At 65.6% G+C, this 21,680-nt stretch carries 24 protein-coding genes and 3 tRNA genes; 19 read left to right on the top strand and 8 right to left on the bottom strand.

Going from position 1 to position 21,680, the window contains the following annotated elements:
* The first annotated feature begins 126 nt into the window (after positions 1-126).
* The 9 genes from C563_RS0116035 (at position 127) to C563_RS0116075 (ending at position 5,185) form a co-directional block, all read left to right on the top strand.
* A tRNA-Glu gene (locus C563_RS0116035) sits at positions 127-199 on the top strand.
* Positions 200-290: 91 nt separating this feature from the next.
* Positions 291-364: transfer RNA gene (locus tag C563_RS0116040), tRNA-Asp, on the top strand.
* 48 nt (positions 365-412) lie between these two features.
* Positions 413-488: transfer RNA gene (locus C563_RS0116045), tRNA-Phe, on the top strand.
* A gap of 656 nt (positions 489-1,144) precedes the next feature.
* Positions 1,145-2,737, top strand: coding sequence for a glycoside hydrolase family 68 protein (locus tag C563_RS0116050; protein ID WP_018763090.1), 1,593 nt, complete (start codon positions 1,145-1,147; stop codon positions 2,735-2,737).
* A gap of 184 nt (positions 2,738-2,921) precedes the next feature.
* Positions 2,922-3,377 (top strand): Asp23/Gls24 family envelope stress response protein, encoded by a 456-nt coding sequence (locus C563_RS0116055; protein ID WP_018763091.1) that lies wholly within the window; start codon positions 2,922-2,924, stop codon positions 3,375-3,377.
* Positions 3,374-3,565: a membrane protein gene (locus tag C563_RS0116060; RefSeq protein ID WP_018763092.1), complete on the top strand. Its 192-nt coding sequence runs from the start codon at positions 3,374-3,376 to the stop codon at positions 3,563-3,565. The genes C563_RS0116055 and C563_RS0116060 overlap by 4 nt, the downstream gene beginning before the upstream one ends.
* Positions 3,562-3,942, top strand: a complete 381-nt coding sequence (locus C563_RS0116065) for a hypothetical protein (RefSeq protein ID WP_026264964.1) — start codon at positions 3,562-3,564, stop codon at positions 3,940-3,942. Before C563_RS0116060 ends, C563_RS0116065 begins: the two co-directional genes overlap by 4 nt.
* Positions 3,939-4,577, top strand: a complete 639-nt coding sequence (locus tag C563_RS0116070) for a hypothetical protein (RefSeq protein WP_018763094.1) — start codon at positions 3,939-3,941, stop codon at positions 4,575-4,577. Before C563_RS0116065 ends, C563_RS0116070 begins: the two co-directional genes overlap by 4 nt.
* The gene (locus C563_RS0116075) at positions 4,574-5,185 is read left to right on the top strand and encodes a hypothetical protein (RefSeq protein WP_018763095.1); all 612 of its coding nucleotides are present in this window, start codon (positions 4,574-4,576) and stop codon (positions 5,183-5,185) included. Before C563_RS0116070 ends, C563_RS0116075 begins: the two co-directional genes overlap by 4 nt.
* Before the next feature lie 36 nt (positions 5,186-5,221).
* Here C563_RS0116075 and C563_RS0116080 read toward each other — a convergent pair whose 3' ends face one another.
* Entirely contained in the window at positions 5,222-7,021 is a 1,800-nt protein-coding gene (locus C563_RS0116080; RefSeq protein WP_043424316.1) for a glycoside hydrolase family 13 protein, read from the bottom strand.
* Between the two features lie 139 nt (positions 7,022-7,160).
* On the opposite strand from C563_RS0116080, the gene C563_RS0116085 reads away from it, so the two are divergent.
* The 5 genes from C563_RS0116085 to C563_RS0116105 all read left to right on the top strand — a co-directional run bounded on the left by C563_RS0116085 (position 7,161) and on the right by C563_RS0116105 (position 11,817).
* Complete coding sequence (locus tag C563_RS0116085; protein WP_018763097.1) at positions 7,161-8,447, top strand: ABC transporter substrate-binding protein; 1,287 nt, start codon at positions 7,161-7,163, stop codon at positions 8,445-8,447.
* A gap of 7 nt (positions 8,448-8,454) precedes the next feature.
* Positions 8,455-9,492, top strand: coding sequence for a carbohydrate ABC transporter permease (locus C563_RS0116090; RefSeq protein WP_018763098.1), 1,038 nt, complete (start codon positions 8,455-8,457; stop codon positions 9,490-9,492).
* Positions 9,489-10,388, top strand: a complete 900-nt coding sequence (locus C563_RS0116095; RefSeq protein ID WP_018763099.1) for a carbohydrate ABC transporter permease — start codon at positions 9,489-9,491, stop codon at positions 10,386-10,388. The genes C563_RS0116090 and C563_RS0116095 overlap by 4 nt, the downstream gene beginning before the upstream one ends.
* Positions 10,385-10,636 (top strand): hypothetical protein, encoded by a 252-nt coding sequence (locus C563_RS0116100; RefSeq protein WP_018763100.1) that lies wholly within the window; start codon positions 10,385-10,387, stop codon positions 10,634-10,636. The genes C563_RS0116095 and C563_RS0116100 overlap by 4 nt, the downstream gene beginning before the upstream one ends.
* 128 nt (positions 10,637-10,764) lie before the next feature.
* Positions 10,765-11,817, top strand: coding sequence for a LacI family DNA-binding transcriptional regulator (locus C563_RS0116105; RefSeq protein ID WP_018763101.1), 1,053 nt, complete (start codon positions 10,765-10,767; stop codon positions 11,815-11,817).
* A 7-nt stretch (positions 11,818-11,824) separates the two neighbouring features.
* Here C563_RS0116105 and C563_RS0116110 read toward each other — a convergent pair whose 3' ends face one another.
* Together C563_RS0116110 and C563_RS0116115 are read right to left on the bottom strand one after the other, a co-directional pair.
* Positions 11,825-12,715 (bottom strand): hypothetical protein, encoded by an 891-nt coding sequence (locus C563_RS0116110; RefSeq protein WP_018763102.1) that lies wholly within the window; start codon positions 12,713-12,715, stop codon positions 11,825-11,827.
* A 34-nt stretch (positions 12,716-12,749) separates the two neighbouring features.
* Positions 12,750-13,556: an exodeoxyribonuclease III gene (locus C563_RS0116115; protein WP_026264965.1), complete on the bottom strand. Its 807-nt coding sequence runs from the start codon at positions 13,554-13,556 to the stop codon at positions 12,750-12,752.
* Positions 13,557-13,716: 160 nt separating this feature from the next.
* Here C563_RS0116115 and C563_RS0116120 point away from each other — a divergent pair, with 160 nt between their 5' ends.
* From C563_RS0116120 to C563_RS0116135, 4 genes are all read left to right on the top strand, one after another.
* Positions 13,717-14,829, top strand: a complete 1,113-nt coding sequence (locus C563_RS0116120) for an enoyl-CoA hydratase/isomerase family protein (protein WP_018763104.1) — start codon at positions 13,717-13,719, stop codon at positions 14,827-14,829.
* On the top strand, positions 14,822-15,826 hold the full coding sequence (gene mmsB, locus C563_RS0116125; RefSeq protein WP_018763105.1) for a 3-hydroxyisobutyrate dehydrogenase: 1,005 nt from the start codon (positions 14,822-14,824) through the stop codon (positions 15,824-15,826). Before C563_RS0116120 ends, mmsB begins: the two co-directional genes overlap by 8 nt.
* On the top strand, positions 15,823-16,599 hold the full coding sequence (locus C563_RS0116130; RefSeq protein ID WP_018763106.1) for an enoyl-CoA hydratase: 777 nt from the start codon (positions 15,823-15,825) through the stop codon (positions 16,597-16,599). The genes mmsB and C563_RS0116130 overlap by 4 nt, the downstream gene beginning before the upstream one ends.
* A gap of 107 nt (positions 16,600-16,706) precedes the next feature.
* Positions 16,707-17,369: a VTT domain-containing protein gene (locus C563_RS0116135; protein ID WP_018763107.1), complete on the top strand. Its 663-nt coding sequence runs from the start codon at positions 16,707-16,709 to the stop codon at positions 17,367-17,369.
* Between the two features lie 9 nt (positions 17,370-17,378).
* Here the strand turns inward: C563_RS0116135 and C563_RS0116140 are convergent, their stop codons facing one another.
* From C563_RS0116140 to C563_RS0116160, 5 genes are all read right to left on the bottom strand, one after another.
* Positions 17,379-18,164 (bottom strand): MerR family transcriptional regulator, encoded by a 786-nt coding sequence (locus C563_RS0116140; protein WP_018763108.1) that lies wholly within the window; start codon positions 18,162-18,164, stop codon positions 17,379-17,381.
* 52 nt (positions 18,165-18,216) lie between these two features.
* Positions 18,217-18,552, bottom strand: a complete 336-nt coding sequence (locus tag C563_RS0116145) for a hypothetical protein (RefSeq protein ID WP_018763109.1) — start codon at positions 18,550-18,552, stop codon at positions 18,217-18,219.
* 171 nt (positions 18,553-18,723) lie between these two features.
* The gene (locus tag C563_RS0116150) at positions 18,724-18,927 is read right to left on the bottom strand and encodes a cold-shock protein (protein WP_009357211.1); all 204 of its coding nucleotides are present in this window, start codon (positions 18,925-18,927) and stop codon (positions 18,724-18,726) included.
* Between the two features lie 131 nt (positions 18,928-19,058).
* Positions 19,059-19,685, bottom strand: a complete 627-nt coding sequence (locus tag C563_RS0116155) for a response regulator (RefSeq protein WP_018763110.1) — start codon at positions 19,683-19,685, stop codon at positions 19,059-19,061.
* A complete protein-coding gene (locus C563_RS0116160) occupies positions 19,686-20,912 on the bottom strand; it encodes a sensor histidine kinase (protein WP_018763111.1) in 1,227 nt (408 codons plus the stop codon).
* Positions 20,913-21,101: 189 nt separating this feature from the next.
* Between C563_RS0116160 and C563_RS0116165 the strand changes: the two genes are divergently transcribed.
* Positions 21,102-21,680, top strand: coding sequence for a GlcG/HbpS family heme-binding protein (locus C563_RS0116165; protein ID WP_018763112.1), 579 nt, complete (start codon positions 21,102-21,104; stop codon positions 21,678-21,680).

Genomic DNA, 21,680 nt, shown 5'->3' on the forward strand with positions numbered 1-21,680 from the left:
TTTTTGGCCGATTTTGGATAATTCCTGCGAAGGCCCTATAGTTGTTGAGTCCAGTTCGGAGAAACGCAAAGGGCAAAGACGGAAAGCATCGCTTGACGCCTTTTATTTTGTGCCGAATGGGTTCTGGCCCCCATCGTCTAGCGGCCTAGGACACCGCCCTTTCACGGCGGCGGCACGGGTTCGAATCCCGTTGGGGGTACGCAAGGAACTGGTCAGGCAGGCAGAAAAAGTCTGGTAGGCTGGAAGCCTTGAAAAAAGCGGTAGAGATACTGTGAAAGCAAGAAACGCAAGGCCCTGTAGCGCAGTTGGTTAGCGCGCCGCCCTGTCACGGCGGAGGTCGCGGGTTCAAGTCCCGTCAGGGTCGCTCTGATTGTTGGAAGAAATTCCGGCTCTCATGGTGACTAGTCACCTAGGCTCTGTAGCTCAGTTGGTAGAGCGTTCGACTGAAAATCGAAAGGTCACCGGATCGACGCCGGTCGGAGCCACCACTGGGAAGCATCAGTTCTTCGGAACTGGTGCTTTTCTTCGTTTAAGGCGTGGCATCGTGCGCCATCCACGGGCATCAGTGCGACCCGCATCTTCGCGTCGCCAAGGGCCTATGGGGCGTGCAGATAAAGATCCGCGGCCCGTATGGGGCCCGGCCCGGAATCCCGGCCTCGAACGCTGCGCCCAAGTGTCCGGCATTGCCCCACTGGCTGCCCGGCCTCGAACCCGGCACGCGATTCTCCCCCAAGGGGCCCGCCGCAGAGGCGCTCTGGCTTCGGCTCAGCCAGTGGCCTGCGCAACATCCGGGCAGGTTGAAACAAAAAAATCGACCATGCCACGAAACATTTGACCTGCGCCAAACCGTTGTGGCACGCGCGCGCATTGGATTGCGTAAGCGCTTGCACCTTACCCGCCGGTAGGTCACTCGGAGCGCTGAAACAGGGTTTGAAATGGCTGCGGGATGCCCCATAGCGTGGATCGCGGCAAGGGGAAGCATGCTTCCCATCTGCCCGGGGCCCTACCCAGGCCCTGTTGATTCCCGACACACAAAGGCGTCTCCGACGGCACCTGAGGTGTTGCCGGGGCCGCGGATGTTCTCGGGGCAATGGGCATATGCCCGTCTTCCACGAACAGTTACAACTCCGCGAGAAGAGCAACAATGCACAAGCACCCCCAAAACCGGATGCTGCGGTGGCGCCCCGCCGCCGCAGCATTGGCCGCGGCCGTCGCCGCCTCGGCCTTCCTGGCCGTCCCCTCGGCACAGGCGAACGAGCCGTCCGATCCGCCCGCCGTGCAGCAGATGCCGGCACCCGCTCCGGGCTTCCCCCTCCCGACCGGACATACGCAGCAGGCGTTCGATCCGGCGTCGGACTTCACGTCCAAGTGGACCCGTGCCGACGCCAAGCAGATCATGGCCCAGAGCGACTCGACGGTCACTCCGGGTGAAAACTCCATGAGCCCCGACGTCACCATGCCGGAGATTCCCCAGGATTTCCCCACCATGAACGACGACGTCTGGGTCTGGGACACCTGGTCCCTGACCGACGAGAATGCCAACCAGATCAGCTACAAGGGCTGGGATGTCATCTTCTCCCTGGTGGCTGACCGCCACGCCGGCTACGGCTTCGACCAGCGCCACTGGAATGCCCGGATCGGTTACTTCTTCCGCAAGACCAACGCTGACCCGGCCAAGGACAAGTGGAACTACGGCGGCCACCTGTTCCTGGACAACACCTCCATCGGCAACACCGAGTGGTCCGGCTCCACCCGCCTGATGCAGGGTGACCACGTCAACGTGTTCTACACGGCCACCACGTTCTACGACATCGCCCAGCGCAATGCCGGTGGCGGCGGCATTGCCCCCGATGCTGCGATCGCGAAGGCCCTGGGCAACATCCATGCTGACAAGAACGGCGTCACATTCGATGGGTTCCAGCACACCAAGCTGCTGGAACCGGACGGCAAGATGTACCAGACCAAGGCGCAGAACCCCGGTTTCGCGTTCCGCGACCCCTACACGTTCGTTGACCCGGCCCACCCCGGCAAGACCTACATGGTCTTCGAAGGCAACACCGGCGGCACCCGCGGCGATTACAAGTGCAAGGACGAGGACCTCGGCTACAAGCCGGGCGATCCCCACGCCGAAAACGTCAGCGACGTCCAGAACAGCGGCGCCTACTACCAGACCGCAAACGTTGGCCTCGCTGTGGCCGACAACAAGGACCTGACCAAGTGGTCCTTCCTCCCGCCGATCCTTTCGGCGAACTGTGTGAACGACCAGACTGAACGGCCGCAGATCTTCATCCAGAATGAGGGTGGGAAGAACAAGTACTACCTCTTCACCATCAGCCACCAGTTCACCTATGCAGCCGGTATGCGCGGTCCCGACGGCGTTTACGGCTTCGCGGGCGACGGCATCCGTTCCGACTTCCAGCCGATGAACAACAGCGGCCTTGCCCTGGGATCCCCGACGGACCTCAACCTGGCAGCCAACGCACCGGAGAGCCCCTCCGCGAAGCAGAACGGGCGGCAGTTCCAGGCCTATTCGCACTACGTGCAGCCCGGCGGCCTGGTGCAGTCGTTCATCGACAACGTCAACGGCGTCCGCGGCGGCTCGCTGTCGCCGACCGTGAAGATCAACTTCCGCAACGGCGTCTCGCAGGTTGACCGCAGCTTTGGCCGGAACGGCCTTGGCCCGTTCGGTTACCTGCCTACCAACGTGCGGGTAGGCGGCGAGGGCCTCTACAAGTAGGCCTTTTTTGATCCACCGCCGGTAAATTCCGGCCGTATACCGCCCAGGCGGGGATGTCCTTGGGGGCTTCCCCGCCTGGGCCTTTTCCGTCGGGCAGAAGCTTGGGCGCGGCGCCCCGCAGTGTTTCCGGCGCATCTGCCGCAGGCTGGGGATAGGGTGGAATCAACAGAAGGGGGAGTGCCTGATGGAATACCAGAACCCACAACCCGTGGTGCCAAGCCGTCCTGCCGCCAGCCCGGTGACGAGTCCGGGGCCCGGGCGCACCGTAATCTCCGAAACCGCCGTGGCCAAGGTGGCGGGAATCGCGGCACGGTCCGTTCCCGGCGTCTATTCCCTTGGCTCGGGTCCGTCCCGTGCGCTGGGTGCCATCCGTGATGCCGTCGGCAGTTCGGACCATGCAGCCGGAGTCCACGCGGAAGTGGGCGAAACGCAGGTAGCCGTGGATATCACCCTGGTGGCAAGTTACGGGACCCCCTTGCACTCGCTGGCCAATGACGTCCGCGCCGCCGTTTACCGCGCCGTCGAAGAACTGGTCGGCCTGCAGGTCATTGAAGTGAATGTCGAGATCACGGACGTGTACGTGCCACCGCCGGTCAAGCCGGCGGCGCCGGCGGCTGTGGACCGGGAGGCGTTGCTGTGAACCTCACCGTTGCGGGTACGGCCATGGGCGCCTTCGTGGCCTTCATGTCATTGCAGTTCGGCTTGTGGGGATTCATCGCGTCCCTGCTCTTCATGGCTATCGGTGCCGTCCTGGGCCGCGCCGCCGAGGGGAAGCTGGATCTGCGCGGCGTGATCGATGCCATCATCGGCCGGCGTTCATCCTCATGAGTTCACCAGCGCCCGTTGCGAGTGGGCAGGCGCTCAGCGGCCACAACCGGATCAGTACACAGGCATTGACCAGCCTCGCCAAGGCGGCCGCCGCACAGGCCCTGGGCGTCGAGGCGCAGGACGTGCGGGCGGATTGGACGGACGACGACGGCCTGCTGGCCTTGTCCCTCGTGGCGCCCATCAGCATCCCGCCTTTGGAATCGGTTGTGCTTGATCCCGCGCGGGTCCAGGGATCCGGTGGATCCATCTGGGACCGCACGGTCAAGGCGAAGGCGGCCATTCTGCAGACGGTCTCGGAGCTCAGCTGTTCCAGGCTGAGCCGGGTGGATATCCGCATCAGCGGGGCAAAGATCAGCACAGGAGGGCGGGTGCAATGAGCGGCAGCGTGGAAAACCGCCGTGCAAGGGCTGGTGCCCGGGGGAACGACGGGCCGGACATGCGCCGGATCACCTACCGCGAGACGCATTCGACGCGCGCCGCGGTCTCGATCGCAGCTGCCGCCCTGGTCCTGGTGCTGGCCGGTTACGGCGTCCTCGAATCCGGTGTCCATGCCGTCGGGCAGCCTGCCTGGCTGATTGAGCCGCAGGTGGCGGCCCAACGGATCGTGGATCTGCCGTCCGGCGTACCGCCACTGCTGCTGGGAGCGATCGGCGGGGTGCTGGGCATGCTGGGTGTCATTTTCTTGCTCAACGGGATACTTCCGGGACGGCGGGCGCGCCACCAGCTGGCCGGCGTCCGTCGTGGCGGGTCCTCGGCCGCGGTGGTGGACGATGAAGTCGTGGCGTCCTCGATCGCACGCCGTGCCCGGCTGGCTGCGAATGTCACGCCGGAGCAAGTCATGGTGGTGGTCTCCCAGCGCCAGGTCCTGGTGAACGTCCGGCCCACCTCCGGTGTTGCGGTGGACCAGGGCCGCGTCCTTGCCGCAGTCAGCGATGAACTGGACCAGATGCAGCTGGAACCTGCCCCCGTTGCCCGCGTCAACGTGGCCCCGTCCGGGGTGATCGGCGCATGACCAGTACCCCTGCCCTGCTGAACCGGATCCTCCTCACTCTGCTGGGCGTTGTCCTGCTGACAGCGGGCCTGCTGCTGGTCTTGCTGGCAGTTGTGCCCGCAATCGGTCCGTGGTGGCACGCTTGGGCCTCCGGGGCGTGGGAAGGCATTACCCAGGCCTTCAATTCCACCCGTTTCCCCGGACAGCAGGAGAGCTGGCTGTGGATCGCGGTGGCCTTGGCGCTGCTGGTCCTCATGGGACTCATGGTGGGCTGGATTGCGCAACAGGGAAAGGGCCGGGCCAACGTCCTCGCGGCCGAGTACGACCCCGGTGATGTTCCCGGCGATGTCCGGATCGGAGGCGGCGTCGCCGAACAGGCGCTCAAGCAGGCCCTTGAGGGGCGTCCAGACCTTGCCGGTTCCACCGTCACCACCTATGACGTGAAGGGCTCGCCCGCGCTCAAGGTCCGGCTCTTGCCCCGCCAGGGTGTGGCACCACACCTGTTGGCTGCCGAGGTATCGGGGCTCCTGGACGCCTTGGACGCCGTGGTGGGCAAGGAGATTCCGGTCCTCATCCACATCGGTGCCGGGGCGCGGACGCGCTTCAGCCGGGCTGAGCGGGTCCGCTGAACTGCATGCGGGCCCGACTGTCAGTCCTCCTGCGGGTCAGTCCTCAAGGAGGTAGACGGTGCAGTCCACGGGAACTTCCCGCATCGCTGCCCGGTCGCTGGCCGGTTCAGGCCCGCTGGACAGCGCTACGGTGTAACCGTTGGGCACAGGTGCCGAGGCGAAGCCCAGGTTGGACAGGACTATGACATCTCCGTTCCGGAATGCCAGCAGCCCACTGTCCGGCGCGTGCTCATCTGTCCATTCAACGGTTCCCCTGCCAAGGTGGCGCGCCGACCTGAACGCAAGAGCGGCCCGGTAGAGCTCAAGGGTTGAACCTTCCTCGCCGTCCTGCTGGTCCGCAGCCAGGGGGCCGAAGCTGTCCGGCTGCGGGAGCCAGGGCGCCTGGCCGGAGTCCCCGCCGGAGAACCCGAACCCCGGTTCGCCCTGGGCCCATGGCAGCGGGACGCGGCACCCGTCGCGGCCGATCTCGGCGCCCTGGGTCCTGAAGAATGTCGGATCCTGCCTGGCCGCGTCGGGAAGGGTGGTGTGCTCCGGAAGCCCCAACTCCTCCCCCTGGTAGAGGTAGGCCGAACCCGGCAATGCCAGCGCAACCAACGTGGCGGCGCGGGCGCGGGCAAGGCCCAGGGCAGCGTCCGGTTGTTCGTCACCGGCGCCTATGCCCTTCGGGAACGTGGTCGGATCCTTGAGTCCAAACCTTGTGCTGTGCCGCACGGTGTCGTGGTTGCTGAGCACCCACGTGCACGGAGCGCCCACGGACGCGGCCGCTGCCAAGGACGCATTGATGGCGTCAGCCATCCGCCCGGCATCCCAGCCGGCCAGCAGGAAATCAAAATTGAAGGCCTGTTGCATCTCATCCGGCCTGACGTACCTGGCCAGGCGTTCGGCGGGTTCAACCCAGGCTTCCGCCACCATCATCCGGTCCCCTCCGTATTCGGCCAGGACCCGGTTCCAGTCGCGGTAGATCTCATGCACGCCATCCTGGTCGAAGAAGGGCGATGGCGGGTACATCGGCGAGACGGCCCGGTGCGGCTCCTCGGCATCGGTGTGGGCGTGGGGAGCGTCCCCGGGCAGGTGGCTTTCCCTGCGCGGACCCGTTGTTCCTTCCACCATGGCCGCGGCTCCGTCCCAGTCAGGAAGGCCTGCCTCTTTGACCAGTCCATGGGCCACGTCCACCCTGAAGCCGTCCGCACCGCGGTCCAGCCAGAAGCGCAGCACGGAGCGCATCTCCTCCTGTACTTCCGGGTTTTCCCAGTTCAGGTCGGGTTGCCTGGTGTCGAACAGGTGCAGGTACCACTGGCCGGGTGAGCCGTCAGCGTTGGTAAGGCGGGTCCATGCCGGTCCGCCGAAGATGGATTTCCAATTGTTGGGCGCCAGCCGGCCATCCCCCGATCCCGGCACTTCGTCCTTGCCGTCACGGAAGATGTACCGTTCCCGTTCCGGGCTTCCCGGGGCTGCCCGCAGCGCCGCCTGGAACCAGGTGTGTTCGTCGGAAGTGTGGTTTGGGACCAGGTCCACGATGACCTTCAGGCCGCGGCGGTGAGCTTCCTGCAACATCGCGTCGAAGTCCGCCAAGGTGCCGAAGAGCGGATCCACCTGGCGGTAGTCGGCGACGTCGTAACCGCCGTCGGCCTGGGGCGACTTGTAGAAGGGGGAGAGCCAGACAGCGTCCACGCCCAGCTTTTCCAGGTAGGGGAGCCGCAGCAGGACGCCCCGCAAATCGCCCATCCCATCGCCATTCCCATCGGCGAAGGACCGGGGGTAAATCTGGTAGACCACCGCGTCCGCCCACCATGCGGAGGGTACGGGACGGGGTACCGGAACGGATAGGTTGGGCATTTGGTTCCCCTAAGATAACTTTTTGATGTAAACGCTTGCATTCGCGACAGCAACCTTACTAGTGTGATGGTCACCACATCAACCTCACCTACAAGCGCACTGTCGACTTACTTGTCACTCAGCGAGGAGCTTCAAGCTAATGAAAACCCCGAGATTCCTGCTTCCGGCCGCCACGGCCGGCATTCTGGCCCTGACGTTGTCCGCCTGCGGCGGCGGCGGAGGGGGCACCACCGGCGGGGGAGGCAGCGATGCTGATGCCAACCTCGACGGCCGCGGCCCCATCACGTATGTCCAGGGCAAGGACAACAGCAACGTCGTCCGTCCGCTCATTGACAAGTGGAATGCCGCGCACCCGAATGAAAAGGTCACCTTCAAGGAGCAGACCGACCAGGCCGACCAGCAGCACGATGACCTGGTCCAGCACTTCCAGGCCAAGCAGTCCGACTACGACGTTGTTGACGTCGACGTTGTCTGGACCGCGGAGTTCGCGGCCAAGGGCTGGTTGCAGCCGTTGAAGGACAAGATGGCGATCGACACCAGCGCCATGCTGAAGCCCACCGTGGACAGCGCCACCTACAAGGGCACCCTTTACGCGGCCCCGCAAACCTCTGACGGCGGCATCCTGTACTACCGCAAGGACCTGGTTCCCACGCCTCCCAAGACCTGGGACGAGATGATGAGCATGTGCTCCATCGCCAAGCAGAACAACATTGGTTGCTACGCCGGCCAGTTCAGCAAGTATGAAGGCCTGACCGTCAACGCATCCGAGGCCATCAACTCCGCCGGCGGCTCAGTCCTGGACAAGGACGGCAAGCCCAGCGTAAACACGGCGGAAGCGAAGGCCGGCCTGGGCAACCTGGCCAAGGCCTACGCTGACGGGAACATCCCCAAGGAAGCCATCACCTACAAGGAAGAGGACAGCCGCCAGGCGTTCCAGAGCGGAAAGCTCCTGTTCCTGCGCAACTGGCCCTACGCCTTCAACCTGATCACCACCGAAGGATCTTCGGCTGTGAAGGACAAGACCGGCCTTGCGGCACTGCCCGGCAAGAGCGGCCCTGGTGCGTCCTCGCTGGGCGGCCACAACCTCGCCACCAGCGTGTACTCCAAGAACAAAGCCACCGCACTGGACTTCATGAAGTTCATGACCTCTGCGGAGACCGAGAAGTTCTACGCCACCCAGGGTTCCCTGGCTCCGGTCCTCGGCTCGCTCTATGAAGACCAGGAACTGGTTGCCAAGCTGCCCTACCTGCCGGTCCTGAAGACGTCCATCGAGAACGCCGTACCGCGTCCCGTAACGCCTTTCTACCCGGCTGTCACCAAGGCAATCCAAGATAATGCCTACTCCGCTATCAAGGGAGAAAAGACAGTGGACGCTGCACTTTCCGACATGCAGAACGCCATTCAATCCGCCGGTGCAGGATCGTAGTCCTGCCATGGCAACCGAACTAGGCCCGACGCCGGTTAAGTCACCGGCGTCGGGCGCTGCCCCTGTCCATCACGCGCCCAAGGGCGTAGGGGAAGACAACAGGATCGCAAGCCAGGGTCGCTGGGCGTCCTGGCTGCTCGCCCCGACCATCGTGGCCTTGGGCATTGTGATCGTGTACCCCATCATCAGCGCGATCGTGATGTCCTTCCAGAAGGACGCCGGCCTCGATCCCGCCACCGGCCTGTTCACGGCAGGCGGCTCGGCCGGCATCCAAAACTACGTCAACTGGCTGGCGCAACAGTGTTCCGCGCCCGCCGGCGGTACCGTCGCCTGCCCGCCGGGCACCTTGGGCGGCCAATTCTGGTCCGCCACTGCCACCACGTTCTTCTTCACAATCGTGACGGTGACGCTGGAAACGGTGCTGGGTTTCTGGATGGCTGTGATCATGGCCCGCACCTTCCGGGGCCGGAGCCTCGTCCGCGCGGCCGTCCTGGTGCCGTGGGCCATCCCCACGGCTGTGACGGCAAAGCTCTGGTTCTTCATCTTCGCTTTCGAGGGCATCGCCAACAAGCTGTTCAACACCACCATCCTGTGGACCGGCAGCGAGTGGCCGGCCAAGTGGGCCGTCATCATTGCCGACGTCTGGAAGACGACGCCGTTCATGGCACTGCTGATCCTTGCGGGCCTGCAGATGATTCCGGCCGAAGTCTATGAGGCGGCCAAGGTGGACGGTGCGTCCGCGTGGCAGCGGTTCCGGCTCATCACCTTGCCGCTGGTCAAACCGGCGCTGATGGTGGCGATCCTGTTCCGTACCTTGGATGCACTGCGCATGTTCGACCTGCCGTACATCCTTACCGGCGGCGCGAACAACACCACCACGCTGTCCATCCTGGTCATCAACCAGATCAGGCAGGGCTTCAATTCCGCGGCGGCGTTGTCCACCATCACGTTCATCATCATCTTCCTGGTCGCTTTCATCTTTGTCCGCTTCCTCGGGGCAAATGTGGTTGAGCAGAGCGGCGCAACCGGAAAGGGGAAGAAATGACCACGGCAACAGCAGACGCCACCGCCTTGCGGGCACGCCAGGACAAGGGTCGCAAAACTGCCCAGAACCGGGAGAAGTGGGCCCAGGGCAGGACCTACATCAGTGCCGTCGTCGTCCTGATCTGGTGCCTCGCACCGGCCTACTGGATGGTGGTCACCGCCTTCCGCGAGGTCGGGTTCACGTACGACACCTCGATCCTGCCCACCCATGTCACCATGGACAACTTCATCACCGCCTTCGATACGTCCTTCGGCAACAGGTTCGGACAGGCACTGCTGAACAGCGTGTTCATTGGCGGCGTGGTGACGGTCGTATCGCTGGTGATCGGCGTGTTTGCTGCCTACGCCCTGGCCCGGTTGAATTTCCGGTTCAAGTACCTGGTGCTCGGTTTCATCCTGGGTGCTTCCATGTTCCCGGGCGTTGCCCTGATCACCCCGCTTTTCCAGCTGTTCACCAACATCGGCTGGATGGGCACCTACCAGGCGCTGATTATCCCCAACATCTCCTTCGTGCTCCCGCTGACGGTCTACACCATGACCTCGTTCTTCCGGGAAATGCCGTGGGAGCTGGAGGAATCGGCCCGCGTTGACGGCTGCACCCAGGGGCAGGCATTCCGCAAGGTCATCATGCCCCTGGCGGCGCCGGCAATCTTCACCACGGCAATCCTGGCGTTCATTTCATCCTGGAATGAGTTCCTGATTGCCAGCCAGCTGTCCAGCGACGCAACCCAGCCGGTCACGGTGGCAATCGCCAACTTCGCCGGTGCACAGCCCAACCAGATCCCGTACACGGCCATCATGGCCGCCGGCACCATTGTCACCATTCCGCTGGTGATCCTGGTCCTGGTCTTCCAGCGCAAGATCGTCGCCGGCCTCACGGCAGGTGCGGTCAAGTGACGGATCACGGTGCCCGCCCCCGCACACCAGCGGGGGCGGGCAACCGCAGCCGGCTGGTCAGGTCGGGCGAGGATTTCGACATCATCATCGGTTTCCTTGGTTTTTGGGCAGTGGTCCTCCTGGTGGTCACTGTGTGGATGGAAATTACCGCGCAGCCGGCCATTGGCTGGGCCTTGGGCCTGCTGGCAACCCTGCTGGCCCTGTACGGAATGGTGCGCCTGCGGCGTAGGCTGCCGGCCCGCAAGTAGGCGCACTTAAAAACAGCGGTCCCCGCCACAGTTACCACTGCCCGGCCGCGGAATGGAAAAATACGAGGCTTGGGGGTAGACGCAGGGCCAGCCGGCTCTGCGCCGCGCAGGAGTTATGAGGGGACACGGTGGCACGGACAACGGAAAGGTCCCAACGGGGCGGCCATAATGGCGTCAGCATCGAGGACGTGGCAGCGGCCGCCGGAGTCTCAACCGCAACCGTCTCCCGCGCCGTCCGTGGGTTGCCCCGCGTCTCGCCGGCCACCAGGGAGAAAATCCTCGAAGTCGCGGGAAACCTGGGCTACGTGGCATCGTCCTCTGCTTCCGGACTGGCCACGGGACGCACCAAGACCATTGGCGTCCTGGCGCCGTTCGTGAGCCGCTGGTTCTTCTCCAAGGCCATTGAGGGTGCGGACCGCGAGCTGCACGCCCGGCATTACAACCTCTCCCTGTTCAACCTCGGCGGCCACGGCAGCAACCGCGAGCGGCTCTTCAGCAAGACCATGGTCTACAAGCAGATCGATGCCCTGCTGGTGCTCTGCATGGCGCTCAGCCACGAAGAAATCGAACACCTGCAAAAAATCGACATCCCGCTGGTGGTGGTGGGCGGCCACGTCGAAGAGTGCCCCTACATCGGCATTGACGACTACGCGGCAGCCTCAACGGCGGTCCGGCACTTGATCGACCTGGGCCACCGGGACATCGCGTTGCTGCACGGCGACGACGAGACCGACCTCAACTTCGACGTCCCGAGGGTGCGCATCCTGGCGTTCAAGGACGTCATGGCTGCCGCAGGCCTTGCCACCCGGCCGGAGTGGGACGAATGGGGCGACTTCACGGTGCGCAGCGGCCAGGAAGCCTTCCGCCGCCTTTGGTCCGGTTCCGGGCCGAAGCCCACAGCAATCTTCTGCGCGTCTGACGAAATGGCCATGGGGGTCATCTTCGAAGCCAACCGCCTCGGCGTTAACATCCCCGGCGAACTGTCAGTGGTGGGGATCGACAACCACGACTTCGCGGAGGCCATGGGCCTCACCACCGTTGGGCAACGCCCGGATGAGCAGGCCGAACTGGCCACCAAGATGCTCCTGGACGAACTGGACGGGGACATCGGGTCCGTCCGGTCCGCCGTTGCTCCGCATGAACTGATTATCCGGCGCACCACCGCGCCGCCCAAGGCGTGAAACGGCCTCAAGAAGCGCGGGCAAGCTGCCGGATAGGGATCCAGCGCGAGGCGAGCCTGCGATAGGCGGCCGCGGCGCCGGTCATGTCGCCCTCAGCCAGGCACTCGATGCCCAGCCTGATGTCCATGGGTGATTCGTCCGGGTACACCTTGTCTGCGACGGCACCATAGTCCAGCTCCACCATGGAGTTCACGTGGAACAGCTCCAGCCATTCGGTCAGCTGTGCCAGGTCGTCAAGCATGTCAAGGTCCGGGGCGGCCAGCGCCAGGTTGGCCACGGCGTAGCGGGCCCGCTCCAAGGCGTCTGTGATCGGGGCCCAGACGCGGACCGTAAGGATGCGGCCGGCGGCTTCCACGACGTCCTTGCGGTCGGACTCCATGAACAGCGAGAACCAACTGAACGGGATGCCCCAGGTGGAGGCCCGCGTGTGCACGCGGACGGATCCGTCCCGTGCCTTCACCAGGTCGATCCGCTCCTGGTGCCGGTCGCGCTGTTCCTCAGGGATCAGCAGCTCCGCCAGCGGGCCGTGGATCCCTTCCATCAGGGCGTTGGCGGCCAGCCCGGCGCGCAGGACCAGCTGGCTGGGGCAGTACAGCAACACTGGCGCGGTGCCGGCGGCAGCGCCGTCGTCGGCCGTTCCGCCGTCCGGTGCCGGCGCGGTGGTGACGCGCACCAGGTCGGTGCGCCCGGTGGGAAATGGATCACCGCCGGAGCGGGTGATCCGTCCCAGCGAGGCCAGCAGTTCAGCGTTTTCGACGGCGGCACGGGACGCGGCGCGCTCGCCGGCGGCCTGGAGGGCGGGTCGTTGTTCCGCCGGAAAGGCGTCCAAGGGTTCGTAGACGCGCAGTGTGGAGGAAAATGGCAGGCCTGCCTGGCCCCGGTAGAGGTTTCCCGTCATGACGGTCTCCTTGGATGGGCGCAGGGGGCTGTCATCAGTCCGCCAGCTCCACCAGCACGGGAGCGTGGTCCGAGGCGCCTTTGCCTTTCCGTTCCTCGCGGTCGATCGAGGCGCCGGTGACCCGGGCTGCCAAGGCGGGGGAGGCCAGGATGAAGTCGATCCGCATGCCTTCCTTCTTGGGAAACCGGAGCTGGGTGTAGTCCCAGTACGTGTAGACGCCCGGGCCGGGGGTATAGGGGCGCACAACGTCGGTGAAGCCGGCGGACTCGAAGGCATGGAACGCCGCACGCTCCGGCGGACTGACATGGGTGTAGCGGTTGTTGACGAACAAGTCGATGTCCCAGACGTCGTCGTCGAACGGGGCGATGTTCCAGTCGCCCATCAATGCGACCTGCGCCTGCGGGTTGTCCGTAACCAGGCCCTGGGCGTGCGTTTTCAGGCTTTCCAGCCACTTGAGCTTGTAAGGCATGTGTTCGTCGTCCAGGGAACGCCCGTTGGGGACATACAGGCTCCAGACCCTGACGCCGCCGCAGGTGGCAGCCATGGCGCGGGCCTCCTGGACGGGGTCCTTGCCGGCCTTGCCGAACGAGGGCTGGTCCAAGAATGTCCGCTCCACGTCCTCAAGTCCAACGCGGGAGGCGATGGCCACGCCGTTCCACTGGTTTACGCCGAAGTGGGCAACCTCGTAGCCCATCCGTTCAAAGAGCTCCCACGGAAAGTTCTCGTCCTTGCACTTGGTCTCCTGGATGGCCAGGACGTCGCAGTCGCTGCGCTGGAGCCAGGCTTCAACACGGTCGGCGCGGGCACGGAGCGAATTCACATTCCAGGTAGCTATCTTCACGGTTCCTAACTTACCTTGGCAGCTGCGCGCCGGGTAAAGCCTCCCGCCAGTCCGGGCGGCACCGCACGCGGTTGGTCCCCAGCATGACGCGGCGGGTATATTCGCAACCAGAATGACCTGGATCACTCGTCCGGCCACCATGCGAAGGAGCAGCCAGCCGATGACCGCAGCCAAGGGAATGGATGGTGCCGCCGGCAACGGGCACCCGGAAGTACTGTTTGAGCGCCGCGGCCGGCTGGGCCTGGTCACGCTCAACAGGCCTAAAGCCGTGAACGCACTCACCGCCGGAATGGTGGACCTGATGCTCCGGCAGCTCACCGCGTGGGCCGGGGACGATGACGTCGCCACCGTCCTGGTGCAGGGCGCCGGGGAACGCGGCCTCTGCGCCGGCGGCGACATTGTGGCCATCTACGAGGACATGTTGCACGGCGGACACCGGACGGCAGGTTTCTGGCAGGCAGAATACCGGCTGAACTCCCTGATCGCCCGGTATCCCAAGCCGTACGTGGCCCTCATGGATGGCCTGGTCCTCGGCGGCGGGGTGGGGATCTCCGCGCACGGGAGTGTCCGGGTGGTCACGGAGCGGACCAGGACGGGCATGCCGGAAACCACCATCGGATTCGCCCCGGACGTTGGTGGCACCTACCTGCTCTCGCACGCACCCGGCGAGGCCGGAACGCACGCTGCCCTGACCGGCGCGCATCTTGGCGCCGGCGACGCGGTGTTCCTTGGCCTTGCGGACCACTACGTACCGTCAGGATCGCTGACGGACCTGGCGGCCGCCCTTGTGGACCATGACGCGGAAGACGTCGTCGAACGGTATACCCAGCCGGCCCCGGACTCGCTGCTCGCCGGGCACCGTGACTGGATCGACGCCTGCTACGCCTCGGATGACGCAGCCGGGATCGTCCGGCGCCTCCGGGAGTGGGCGGGGCCCGGGAGGGAGGCTGCGGTGGAGGCGGCCGACACGATCGAAGCCAAGTCACCCACCTCTGTCAAGGTCACCCTGGCGTCGCTGCGCCGGGCCGCTGGACTGACCCTGGATGAAGCGCTTGCCCAGGAGTACCGTGCCGGAATCCGGTTCCTGGCCGGTCCCGACTTCCGCGAAGGCATCCGCGCCCAAGTTGTGGACAAGGACAGGAATCCGCAATGGAAACCGGCAACACTGGCTGACGTGCTTCCAGGACAGGTGGACAGGTTCTTCGAACCGCTGGAGGGCCGGGAGTTGGACCTGCACCCGGAACGCGCACCCGAGGAGGCGGACCATGCCTGAGACGGGAACCGTGGCTTTCCTCGGCCTGGGGCACATGGGCGGTCCCATGGCCGTGAACCTGGTCCGGGCCGGCTATGCGGTGGTTGCTTTCGATGTGGTGCCTGTCGCCGTCCAAGCGGCACGGGAACATGGTGTGCCGGTCGCGGCCAGCGCGGCTGGCGCCGTAGCGGAGGCCGACGTCGTGCTGACCATGTTCCCCAGCGGTGGACACGTCCTGGACGCCTACCGCGGCAACGCCGGACAACCCGGATTGCTGGCTGCGGCTCCGCCGGGCACCATGTTCCTTGACTGCTCCACCATCAACGTCGATGAGGCACGGGAGGCCGCGCGCCTGGCCGGTGAAGCAGGCCACCGTTCGGTCGACGCGCCCGTTTCGGGCGGCGTGGTGGGCGCCGAAGCAGCGACGTTGACATTCATGGCCGGCGGCGAAGCGCAGGACTTCGAGTCGGTGCGGCCGCTCCTGGAGGTGATGGGCAAACGCGTGGTCCATTGTGGCGGCCACGGTGCGGGCCAGGCTGCCAAGATCTGCAACAACCTCATCCTGGGCGTTTCCATGATCGCGGTCAGCGAGGCGTTTGTCCTCGGCGAAAAGCTGGGCCTGAGCCACCAGGCCCTGTTCGACGTCGCCTCCGCGGCCTCGGGCCAATGCTGGGCGCTCACCACCAACTGCCCGGTACCGGGACCCGTCCCCGCCAGTCCGGCCAACAGGGACTACCAGCCGGGTTTTGCGGCGGCGCTGATGGCCAAGGACCTCAACCTGGCGGTCAATGCCCTCAACAGCACGGGAGTGGCAGGACAGATGGGGGCGCTCGCCGCCCGCATCTACGATACGTTTGCCGCGGAGGGCGGCGCCGGCCGCGACTTCTCCGCCATCATTACTGATATCCGCGGCAGCGCGGAACCGGCTGCCGCGGACACCACGGCGGCGGCAACAGGAACGGACGCAACGGGCCGGAGCCGGACCACGGCAGCACACGACGATGGGAGCCCCGAATGACTGAATACGCCAACATCCTGGTGGAGCAACAAGGCAGGGTTGGGCTGGTGACCCTCAACCGGCCATCGGCGTTGAATGCGCTCAACAAGGCCACCATGGAGGAACTGGTCGCCGCCGTGACCGCGATGGACTCCGATCCGAACGTAGGCGCCGTGGTGATCACCGGCTCGGCCAAGGCGTTCGCGGCGGGCGCCGACATCAAGGAAATGGCTGATCAGGGCTACATGGACATGTACACCGCGGACTGGTTCCGCGGCTGGGAGGACTTCACCCGGCGGCGGATCCCCACCATCGCGGCGGTGTCCGGGTTTGCCCTGGGTGGCGGCTGCGAGCTCGCGATGATGTGCGACCTCATTATTGCGGGGGACAACGCCAAGTTCGGCCAGCCGGAAATCAACCTTGCCGTACTTCCCGGGATGGGGGGCTCGCAACGGCTCACCCGCGCGATCGGCAAGGCCAAGGCCATGGACCTGATCCTCACCGGCAGGTTCATCGGTGCCGAGGAAGCGGACCGGTGCGGACTTGTCTCCCGGGTCGTACCGGCGGAGGAAGTGGTGTCCGAGGCCCTCAAGGCAGCCGGGCTGATCGCCGCCAAGTCGAAGCCCGCTGCCATGGCGGCAAAGGAAGCCGTGAATGCAGCTTTCGAAACCGGGCTGGCCCAAGGGGTCCTGTTTGAACGGAGGCTTTTCCACTCGCTGTTCGCCACCGAGGACCAAAAGGAAGGGATGGCGGCGTTCGCAGAAAAGCGTGAGCCGCAGTTCAAGCACCGGTGACCCCGGGACGCGCTTCCCGGGACCTTGGGGCGCTCGACGAATTCCGCGGCCCGTATTGTGGACATGACGGGTAACGGACGGCCATGCCAGCGAACGGGGACAGACGTATGTGGACAACCATGACCGGTGCAGCCAGCCCCACCGACGGACTCACGGGCATCGTGGGCTTCGCGGCGAGGGCTATCGACACCCTGGGCGAGTGGGGCGTGGGTGCCTTCACGCTCGCGGAGACGGTGGTGCCTCCCATCCCCAGCGAGGTGATCCTTCCCCTGGCGGGCTACCTTGCCAAGCAAGGTTCCCTCAACCTGCTCCTTGTCTTCGCGACCAGCACCCTGGGCGCCTACCTGGGTGCCCTGCTGCTCTATTGGCTCGGCGCAAAACTGGGCCTGGAACGTTCAATCCGCTGGCTGTCCAAACTGCCCTTGGTGGACCGGGAGGACTTTGAAGAGGCAGCGGCCTGGTTCCGCCGCCACGGAAGATCGTCCATTTTCTTCGGCCGCCTCCTCCCAGGCATCCGCAGCCTGATCTCGCTGCCGGCCGGGGCCGCGGCGATGCCACCGGCCACCTTCAGCCTCTTCACCCTCGCCGGCAGCGGTCTGTGGAATGGAGCCCTCATTGGCCTCGGCTACCTGCTGGGCACCCAGTACCAGCTCATCGAGAAGTATTCACATGTCCTGAACTACGCTGTCTACGCTGCGCTCGCCGTGGCCGTGGTCCTGCTCATCGTCCGGCGGGTCAAGAGGGCCAGGCGGGTCAACGCCAACCGCTGACAGGTGCCCCTAGAGGTGCTTCTCCGCAAAAATGCGCAGGGCGCTCCGCACGAAGGCGGCCCCGTCCATGCCCCCGTAGTTGGCGGCAAAACGCGGATCCGCAACATACATGTCAGCGAGTCCGGTGACATATCCCTTGATGTCGCCGCCGGCGGCCGCAGCGGGGGTTCCGGGAATGGACTGGAGCCAGGCCACGTGCCTGCGTGCCAGGTCCTGGGCCTCCGGTCCATCCGCCGTCACCCCTGAAGCGCCGGCCGCGATCCAGTCCCTGCCCAGTTCCTCCACCCTGGACTTCCACGCCCGCTTTTCCGCGGCGTCCATCCCCCGCCACCACGCATCAGATGCGGCGTAGGCCTCCTTGCCCCAGCGTTCCTCGACCTCCTCCCGGTACTGGGTATGGTCGAAGCCGTCAAACATCTTCTCAGCCATCAGTTGGCCTCCTGCCTTCACTGTTTCGATGGTTTGCTGCACGGACTGCGCCTGCCGGGCCAGCCGTTGTTGCTCCTGCGCCAGCCACTCAAGGTGGCGGGAGAGCTCCGCGACGGGGTCGGCCTGGCGCTGGAAGACTTCGGCGATGGCCTGCAGCCCCAGGCCCAGCTCCCGCAGCAAAAGGATCCGCTGCAGCTGAAGGAGGGCGGCACCGTCGTAATAGCGGTAGCCGTTCCCGCCCACCCGGCTGGGCTTCAAGAGCCCGATGTCGTCGTAATGCCTGAGCGTGCGGCTGGTGGTGCCGGCCATCCTGGCCACATCCTGGATGGGCCAATCCCTCGAGCCGTTGCCACGGATTTCTTCCATGACCTTGAGCCTAGGGGTTGACGCTGCGTCAAGGTCAAGGGTGCTTGTCGGGTTACTTGGCCTGACCGTTTCGCGGTGTCCGGTGCCGCGCCTGGGCGACGAGCCGCGTGAAGGCAAAGACAAAGATGGACTCGAACATCAGCATGAGCCCCACCAGCAGCCACTGCTGCCGGGCGATGAACACGATGCAACCCGTCAGGGCCAGGAGGGTGCCCAGGGCCAGGGCGTAGACGGCAAAGCCGACGGCGACCCGGGCGCTGCGTACGCCGGTGCGGAATCCGAAGCCGTGGGGTTCGCCCCCGGGCTGGCCCGGGACGCGGTCGGGTGCGGCGGGCCCGAGTGCGTCGAACTCGACCCACGGATCCTGGTCCTGGTCCTTTCCGGTCATGGATCAATTATCCCCAACCCGCAATGCCGTGAAACACAGCGCCGCCGAAAACAAGCGCCGCCGAAAACAAGCGCCGACGAAACAACGCCGGCAAAAAACAGCGGCCCCTCCAACGTTCGTTGGAGGGGCCGCTGTACGGGGGGCCCGGCAGTTGCCGGAGCCGCCGAAGACTTAGAGCGGGCGGATGTTCTCTGCCTGCGGACCCTTGGGGCCCTGGGTCACATCGAATTCGACCTTCTGGTTTTCGTCCAGTGAGCGGTAGCCGCTGGTGGCGATTGCCGAGTAGTGGGCGAATACGTCAGCGGACCCGTCATCGGGGGCAATGAAGCCAAAACCCTTTTCGGCGTTGAACCATTTAACTGTGCCTGTTGCCATGGCTGCATTCCTTCATGTGACTCTGATTCTCTCCCCGGAACCGTCCCGGGGTGCGCGGGAGTTAGTCCCCCACAGTCCCCAACGTACGGGGCGCGGGCCCCGGGTGCAAGGGTAGCGGCCATAATGTGCGGTTAACGCATGCCTTCGCGGCGGATGGCGGTGGCAATAGCGGCCGCCCGGGTATCCACTCCGAGCTTGGCATAGATGTGTGCCAGGTGGGTTTTCACCGTGGCTTCGGAAATGAACAGCCGCCGGCCGAGCTCGCGGTTGCTGAGGCCCTCAGTGAGCAGGCTGAGCAGCTCCGCCTCGCGGGGAGTGAGGACCTCGTCGGGGTTGCGCATCTGCTGGAACAACCTGGAGGCCACCGGCGGGCTCATCACGCTCCTGCCCTGCACCGCGCCCCGGATGGCGGCGAAGATCTCCTCCGGTGCCGCATCTTTCAACAGGTAGCCCATGGCCCCGGAATCAACAGCGCGGACAATATCCGCGTCGGAGTCGTACGTGGTGAAAACCAGGACCGATTGTCCGGTGCCGAGGTTTCGAATCTGCCTGATGGCTTCAATACCATCCATGCCCGGGCCCATGGCAAGGTCCATCACCACCACCGCCGGGGCGTGCGAACGGACCAGCTGCAACGCCTCTTCACCCGACGACGCCTCCGCGACGACATCCATATCAGGCTGGGTCGCAAGCAACGCACGCAGGCCGCTGCGAACCACCAGGTGGTCGTCCACCAGAAGGACCGTAATGCCGCCCATCTATGGCCCCTCCAAAGGAAGTTGCGCGGCCACGATGGTGCCCTCGCCCGGGGTGCTCTGCACCGAGAAGCTCCCGCCCAGCTGCTCCACCCGTTGCCGCATTGCTCGCAGGCCGTACCCACCCGAGGCCGACGGCGGGGCTGCCGCCGCCGGGTCAAAGCCCGCACCGTCGTCGTAAATGTCCAAGGTGACGGTGTCCTGCAGGAAACCCAACGTCAGCGCGGCCATCGAAGCCGAAGCATGCAGCGCGATGTTGGAGGAGGCACTCTGCACAACCCGCAGCAGGGCGTGCCGCACCTCCGGGGGAACGGGGCCCGGTTCGCCCGTCACCGCCAGGGTGGCCGCCGGCATGTACCGCCGGGCGGCAAGCAGCAGCGAGTCCGGCAACGGCGTCGATTCCAACCCGGGGGAGGCGAGCTCGTGGACCAGGCTCCGGGTGTCCGCCAGGTTCGCGCGGAGCAGGTCGGTGGCCTGGCGCAGACCGTCCCGGGCTGTCGCATCCGGCCACCCGCGGCCCGCTGCTTCGAGCAGGAGCAGGCTGCTGGCGAGCCCTTGGGTGACGGTGTCGTGGATTTCCCGGGATACCCGGTCCCGTTCGGCGATGGTGCCGGCCCGGCGCTCACTGGCCGCGAGCTGCCCTTGGGCCAGGGAAACCTGCGCGTTCAGGCGGCGCTGCTCTGCGGCGTCGTTCTGGATCCTGTCATAGATGAGCGTCAGCATGGTCCCGACAGCCAGTGGACCCAGCAGCATGGCGATGTCGGTGCCGTTACCGAGCCGGAACAGGCCGGCGGCTGTTGCCAGGGTGATGACGGCCGCCAGGATGTAGGCGGCAGCGCCCCGCAAAGCACTCCTGCACAGGAAGAACAGGGCAAAGGAACACCACGCGAAGCTTGGCGCCGCCACCACAAGGACCGCCCACACGCCAACCAGCGCCACCACCCAGGCGACGCTGTGCCGGTCCCGAGCCGACAGCAGGGCTACGACGGCGTACAGCAGGCTGGCGGCGGCAGCGAGTCCCAGCACCAGCATGTTGTCGGCCGGTGAGTGCCGCAGAACGTACCGCACCACGGAGGCCACCAGGAGCACCGCGAAGCCAAGATGGACCGCGGCCTCGATGCCGCCCAGGCGGCCGTTCGCCGCCGGCGCACGAAGCGACCGGCGGGCGTCGGGGCCCTGCGCGGCGCCGGCCGCCGGACCTGTGGCTGGTAGGGCATCTCTGGTGGGCATGCGGGATCCGGTTCTGATGGGTGGCTCTGCACTCCATGCTAGGCGTCCCTGCCCTGGCTGCCCTCAGCCTTTTGGCTGATATGGCCGGCCTTTCGGGGTAGCCAGGAACAGCCCATCAACCGATGCCGCCGCAGGACGCGGCCGGAAGGATGGAACCCGGAAGCAGCACCCCCAACCGAAGGAAGCATTATGAAGACGTCGCACAAAGCACTCACCGCCGCAGCAGCCGCAGCGATCCTGGCCACGGCCGGAGCGACGGTGGCCGCGAACGCCGGTACCGGCGGGGCGAACGGCGCGGAAGCTCCCGCCGTCGTACCGGCCGTTGATGTCCGGCCGGCTCCGGAAACAGTGGTGCAGCAGAACCGGATCACTGCCGGAGCGTCGGCCCAGGCCGTGACTGCGGCGCTCGCCAAATGCCAGGCAGACAAGCTGCCCTTCGTCACGGTGGCCGTCGTTGACCGCTTCGGCACGGTCCAGGCTGTGCTCCGGGGAGACAACGCCGCCGCCCACACCATTGAGGCCGCCAAGCAGAAGGCCTACACGGCCGCAGCCTTCGGTGCACCCACCAGCGAACTCGCCAAGCGCGTCAATGGCAATGGTCCCTCGATCGCCGACCTGCCGGGCACGCTGTTCCTGGCAGGCGGTGTCCCGTTGAAGGTCAATGGCGTTTCTGTTGCCGGCATCGGCGTGGGCGGGGCACCTGATGGCGCCCTGGATGAAGCTTGTGCCACCGCCGGCGCCGATGCTGTTGCGGGTGCCGCGAAGTAA

The sequence above is a fragment of the Arthrobacter sp. 135MFCol5.1 genome, from assembly GCF_000374865.1.
GTDB lineage: Bacteria > Actinomycetota > Actinomycetes > Actinomycetales > Micrococcaceae > Arthrobacter.

What these genes read in the sequence shown, in the direction of transcription:
- C563_RS0116050 (WP_018763090.1), top strand. Translation starts at nt 1,145, where the DNA reads ATGCACAAGCACCCCCAAAACCGGATGCTGCGGTGGCGCCCCGCCGCC.
- C563_RS0116055 (WP_018763091.1), top strand. Translation starts at nt 2,922, where the DNA reads ATGGAATACCAGAACCCACAACCCGTGGTGCCAAGCCGTCCTGCCGCC.
- C563_RS0116065 (WP_026264964.1), top strand. Translation starts at nt 3,562, where the DNA reads ATGAGTTCACCAGCGCCCGTTGCGAGTGGGCAGGCGCTCAGCGGCCAC.
- C563_RS0116070 (WP_018763094.1), top strand. Translation starts at nt 3,939, where the DNA reads ATGAGCGGCAGCGTGGAAAACCGCCGTGCAAGGGCTGGTGCCCGGGGG.
- C563_RS0116075 (WP_018763095.1), top strand. Translation starts at nt 4,574, where the DNA reads ATGACCAGTACCCCTGCCCTGCTGAACCGGATCCTCCTCACTCTGCTG.
- C563_RS0116080 (WP_043424316.1), bottom strand. Translation starts at nt 7,021, where the DNA reads ATGCCCAACCTATCCGTTCCGGTACCCCGTCCCGTACCCTCCGCATGG.
- C563_RS0116085 (WP_018763097.1), top strand. Translation starts at nt 7,161, where the DNA reads ATGAAAACCCCGAGATTCCTGCTTCCGGCCGCCACGGCCGGCATTCTG.
- C563_RS0116090 (WP_018763098.1), top strand. Translation starts at nt 8,455, where the DNA reads ATGGCAACCGAACTAGGCCCGACGCCGGTTAAGTCACCGGCGTCGGGC.
- C563_RS0116095 (WP_018763099.1), top strand. Translation starts at nt 9,489, where the DNA reads ATGACCACGGCAACAGCAGACGCCACCGCCTTGCGGGCACGCCAGGAC.
- C563_RS0116110 (WP_018763102.1), bottom strand. Translation starts at nt 12,715, where the DNA reads ATGACGGGAAACCTCTACCGGGGCCAGGCAGGCCTGCCATTTTCCTCC.
- C563_RS0116120 (WP_018763104.1), top strand. Translation starts at nt 13,717, where the DNA reads ATGACCGCAGCCAAGGGAATGGATGGTGCCGCCGGCAACGGGCACCCG.
- mmsB (WP_018763105.1), top strand. Translation starts at nt 14,822, where the DNA reads ATGCCTGAGACGGGAACCGTGGCTTTCCTCGGCCTGGGGCACATGGGC.
- C563_RS0116130 (WP_018763106.1), top strand. Translation starts at nt 15,823, where the DNA reads ATGACTGAATACGCCAACATCCTGGTGGAGCAACAAGGCAGGGTTGGG.
- C563_RS0116135 (WP_018763107.1), top strand. Translation starts at nt 16,707, where the DNA reads ATGTGGACAACCATGACCGGTGCAGCCAGCCCCACCGACGGACTCACG.
- C563_RS0116140 (WP_018763108.1), bottom strand. Translation starts at nt 18,164, where the DNA reads ATGGAAGAAATCCGTGGCAACGGCTCGAGGGATTGGCCCATCCAGGAT.
- C563_RS0116145 (WP_018763109.1), bottom strand. Translation starts at nt 18,552, where the DNA reads ATGACCGGAAAGGACCAGGACCAGGATCCGTGGGTCGAGTTCGACGCA.
- C563_RS0116150 (WP_009357211.1), bottom strand. Translation starts at nt 18,927, where the DNA reads ATGGCAACAGGCACAGTTAAATGGTTCAACGCCGAAAAGGGTTTTGGC.
- C563_RS0116155 (WP_018763110.1), bottom strand. Translation starts at nt 19,685, where the DNA reads ATGGGCGGCATTACGGTCCTTCTGGTGGACGACCACCTGGTGGTTCGC.
- C563_RS0116160 (WP_018763111.1), bottom strand. Translation starts at nt 20,912, where the DNA reads ATGCCCACCAGAGATGCCCTACCAGCCACAGGTCCGGCGGCCGGCGCC.
- C563_RS0116165 (WP_018763112.1), top strand. Translation starts at nt 21,102, where the DNA reads ATGAAGACGTCGCACAAAGCACTCACCGCCGCAGCAGCCGCAGCGATC.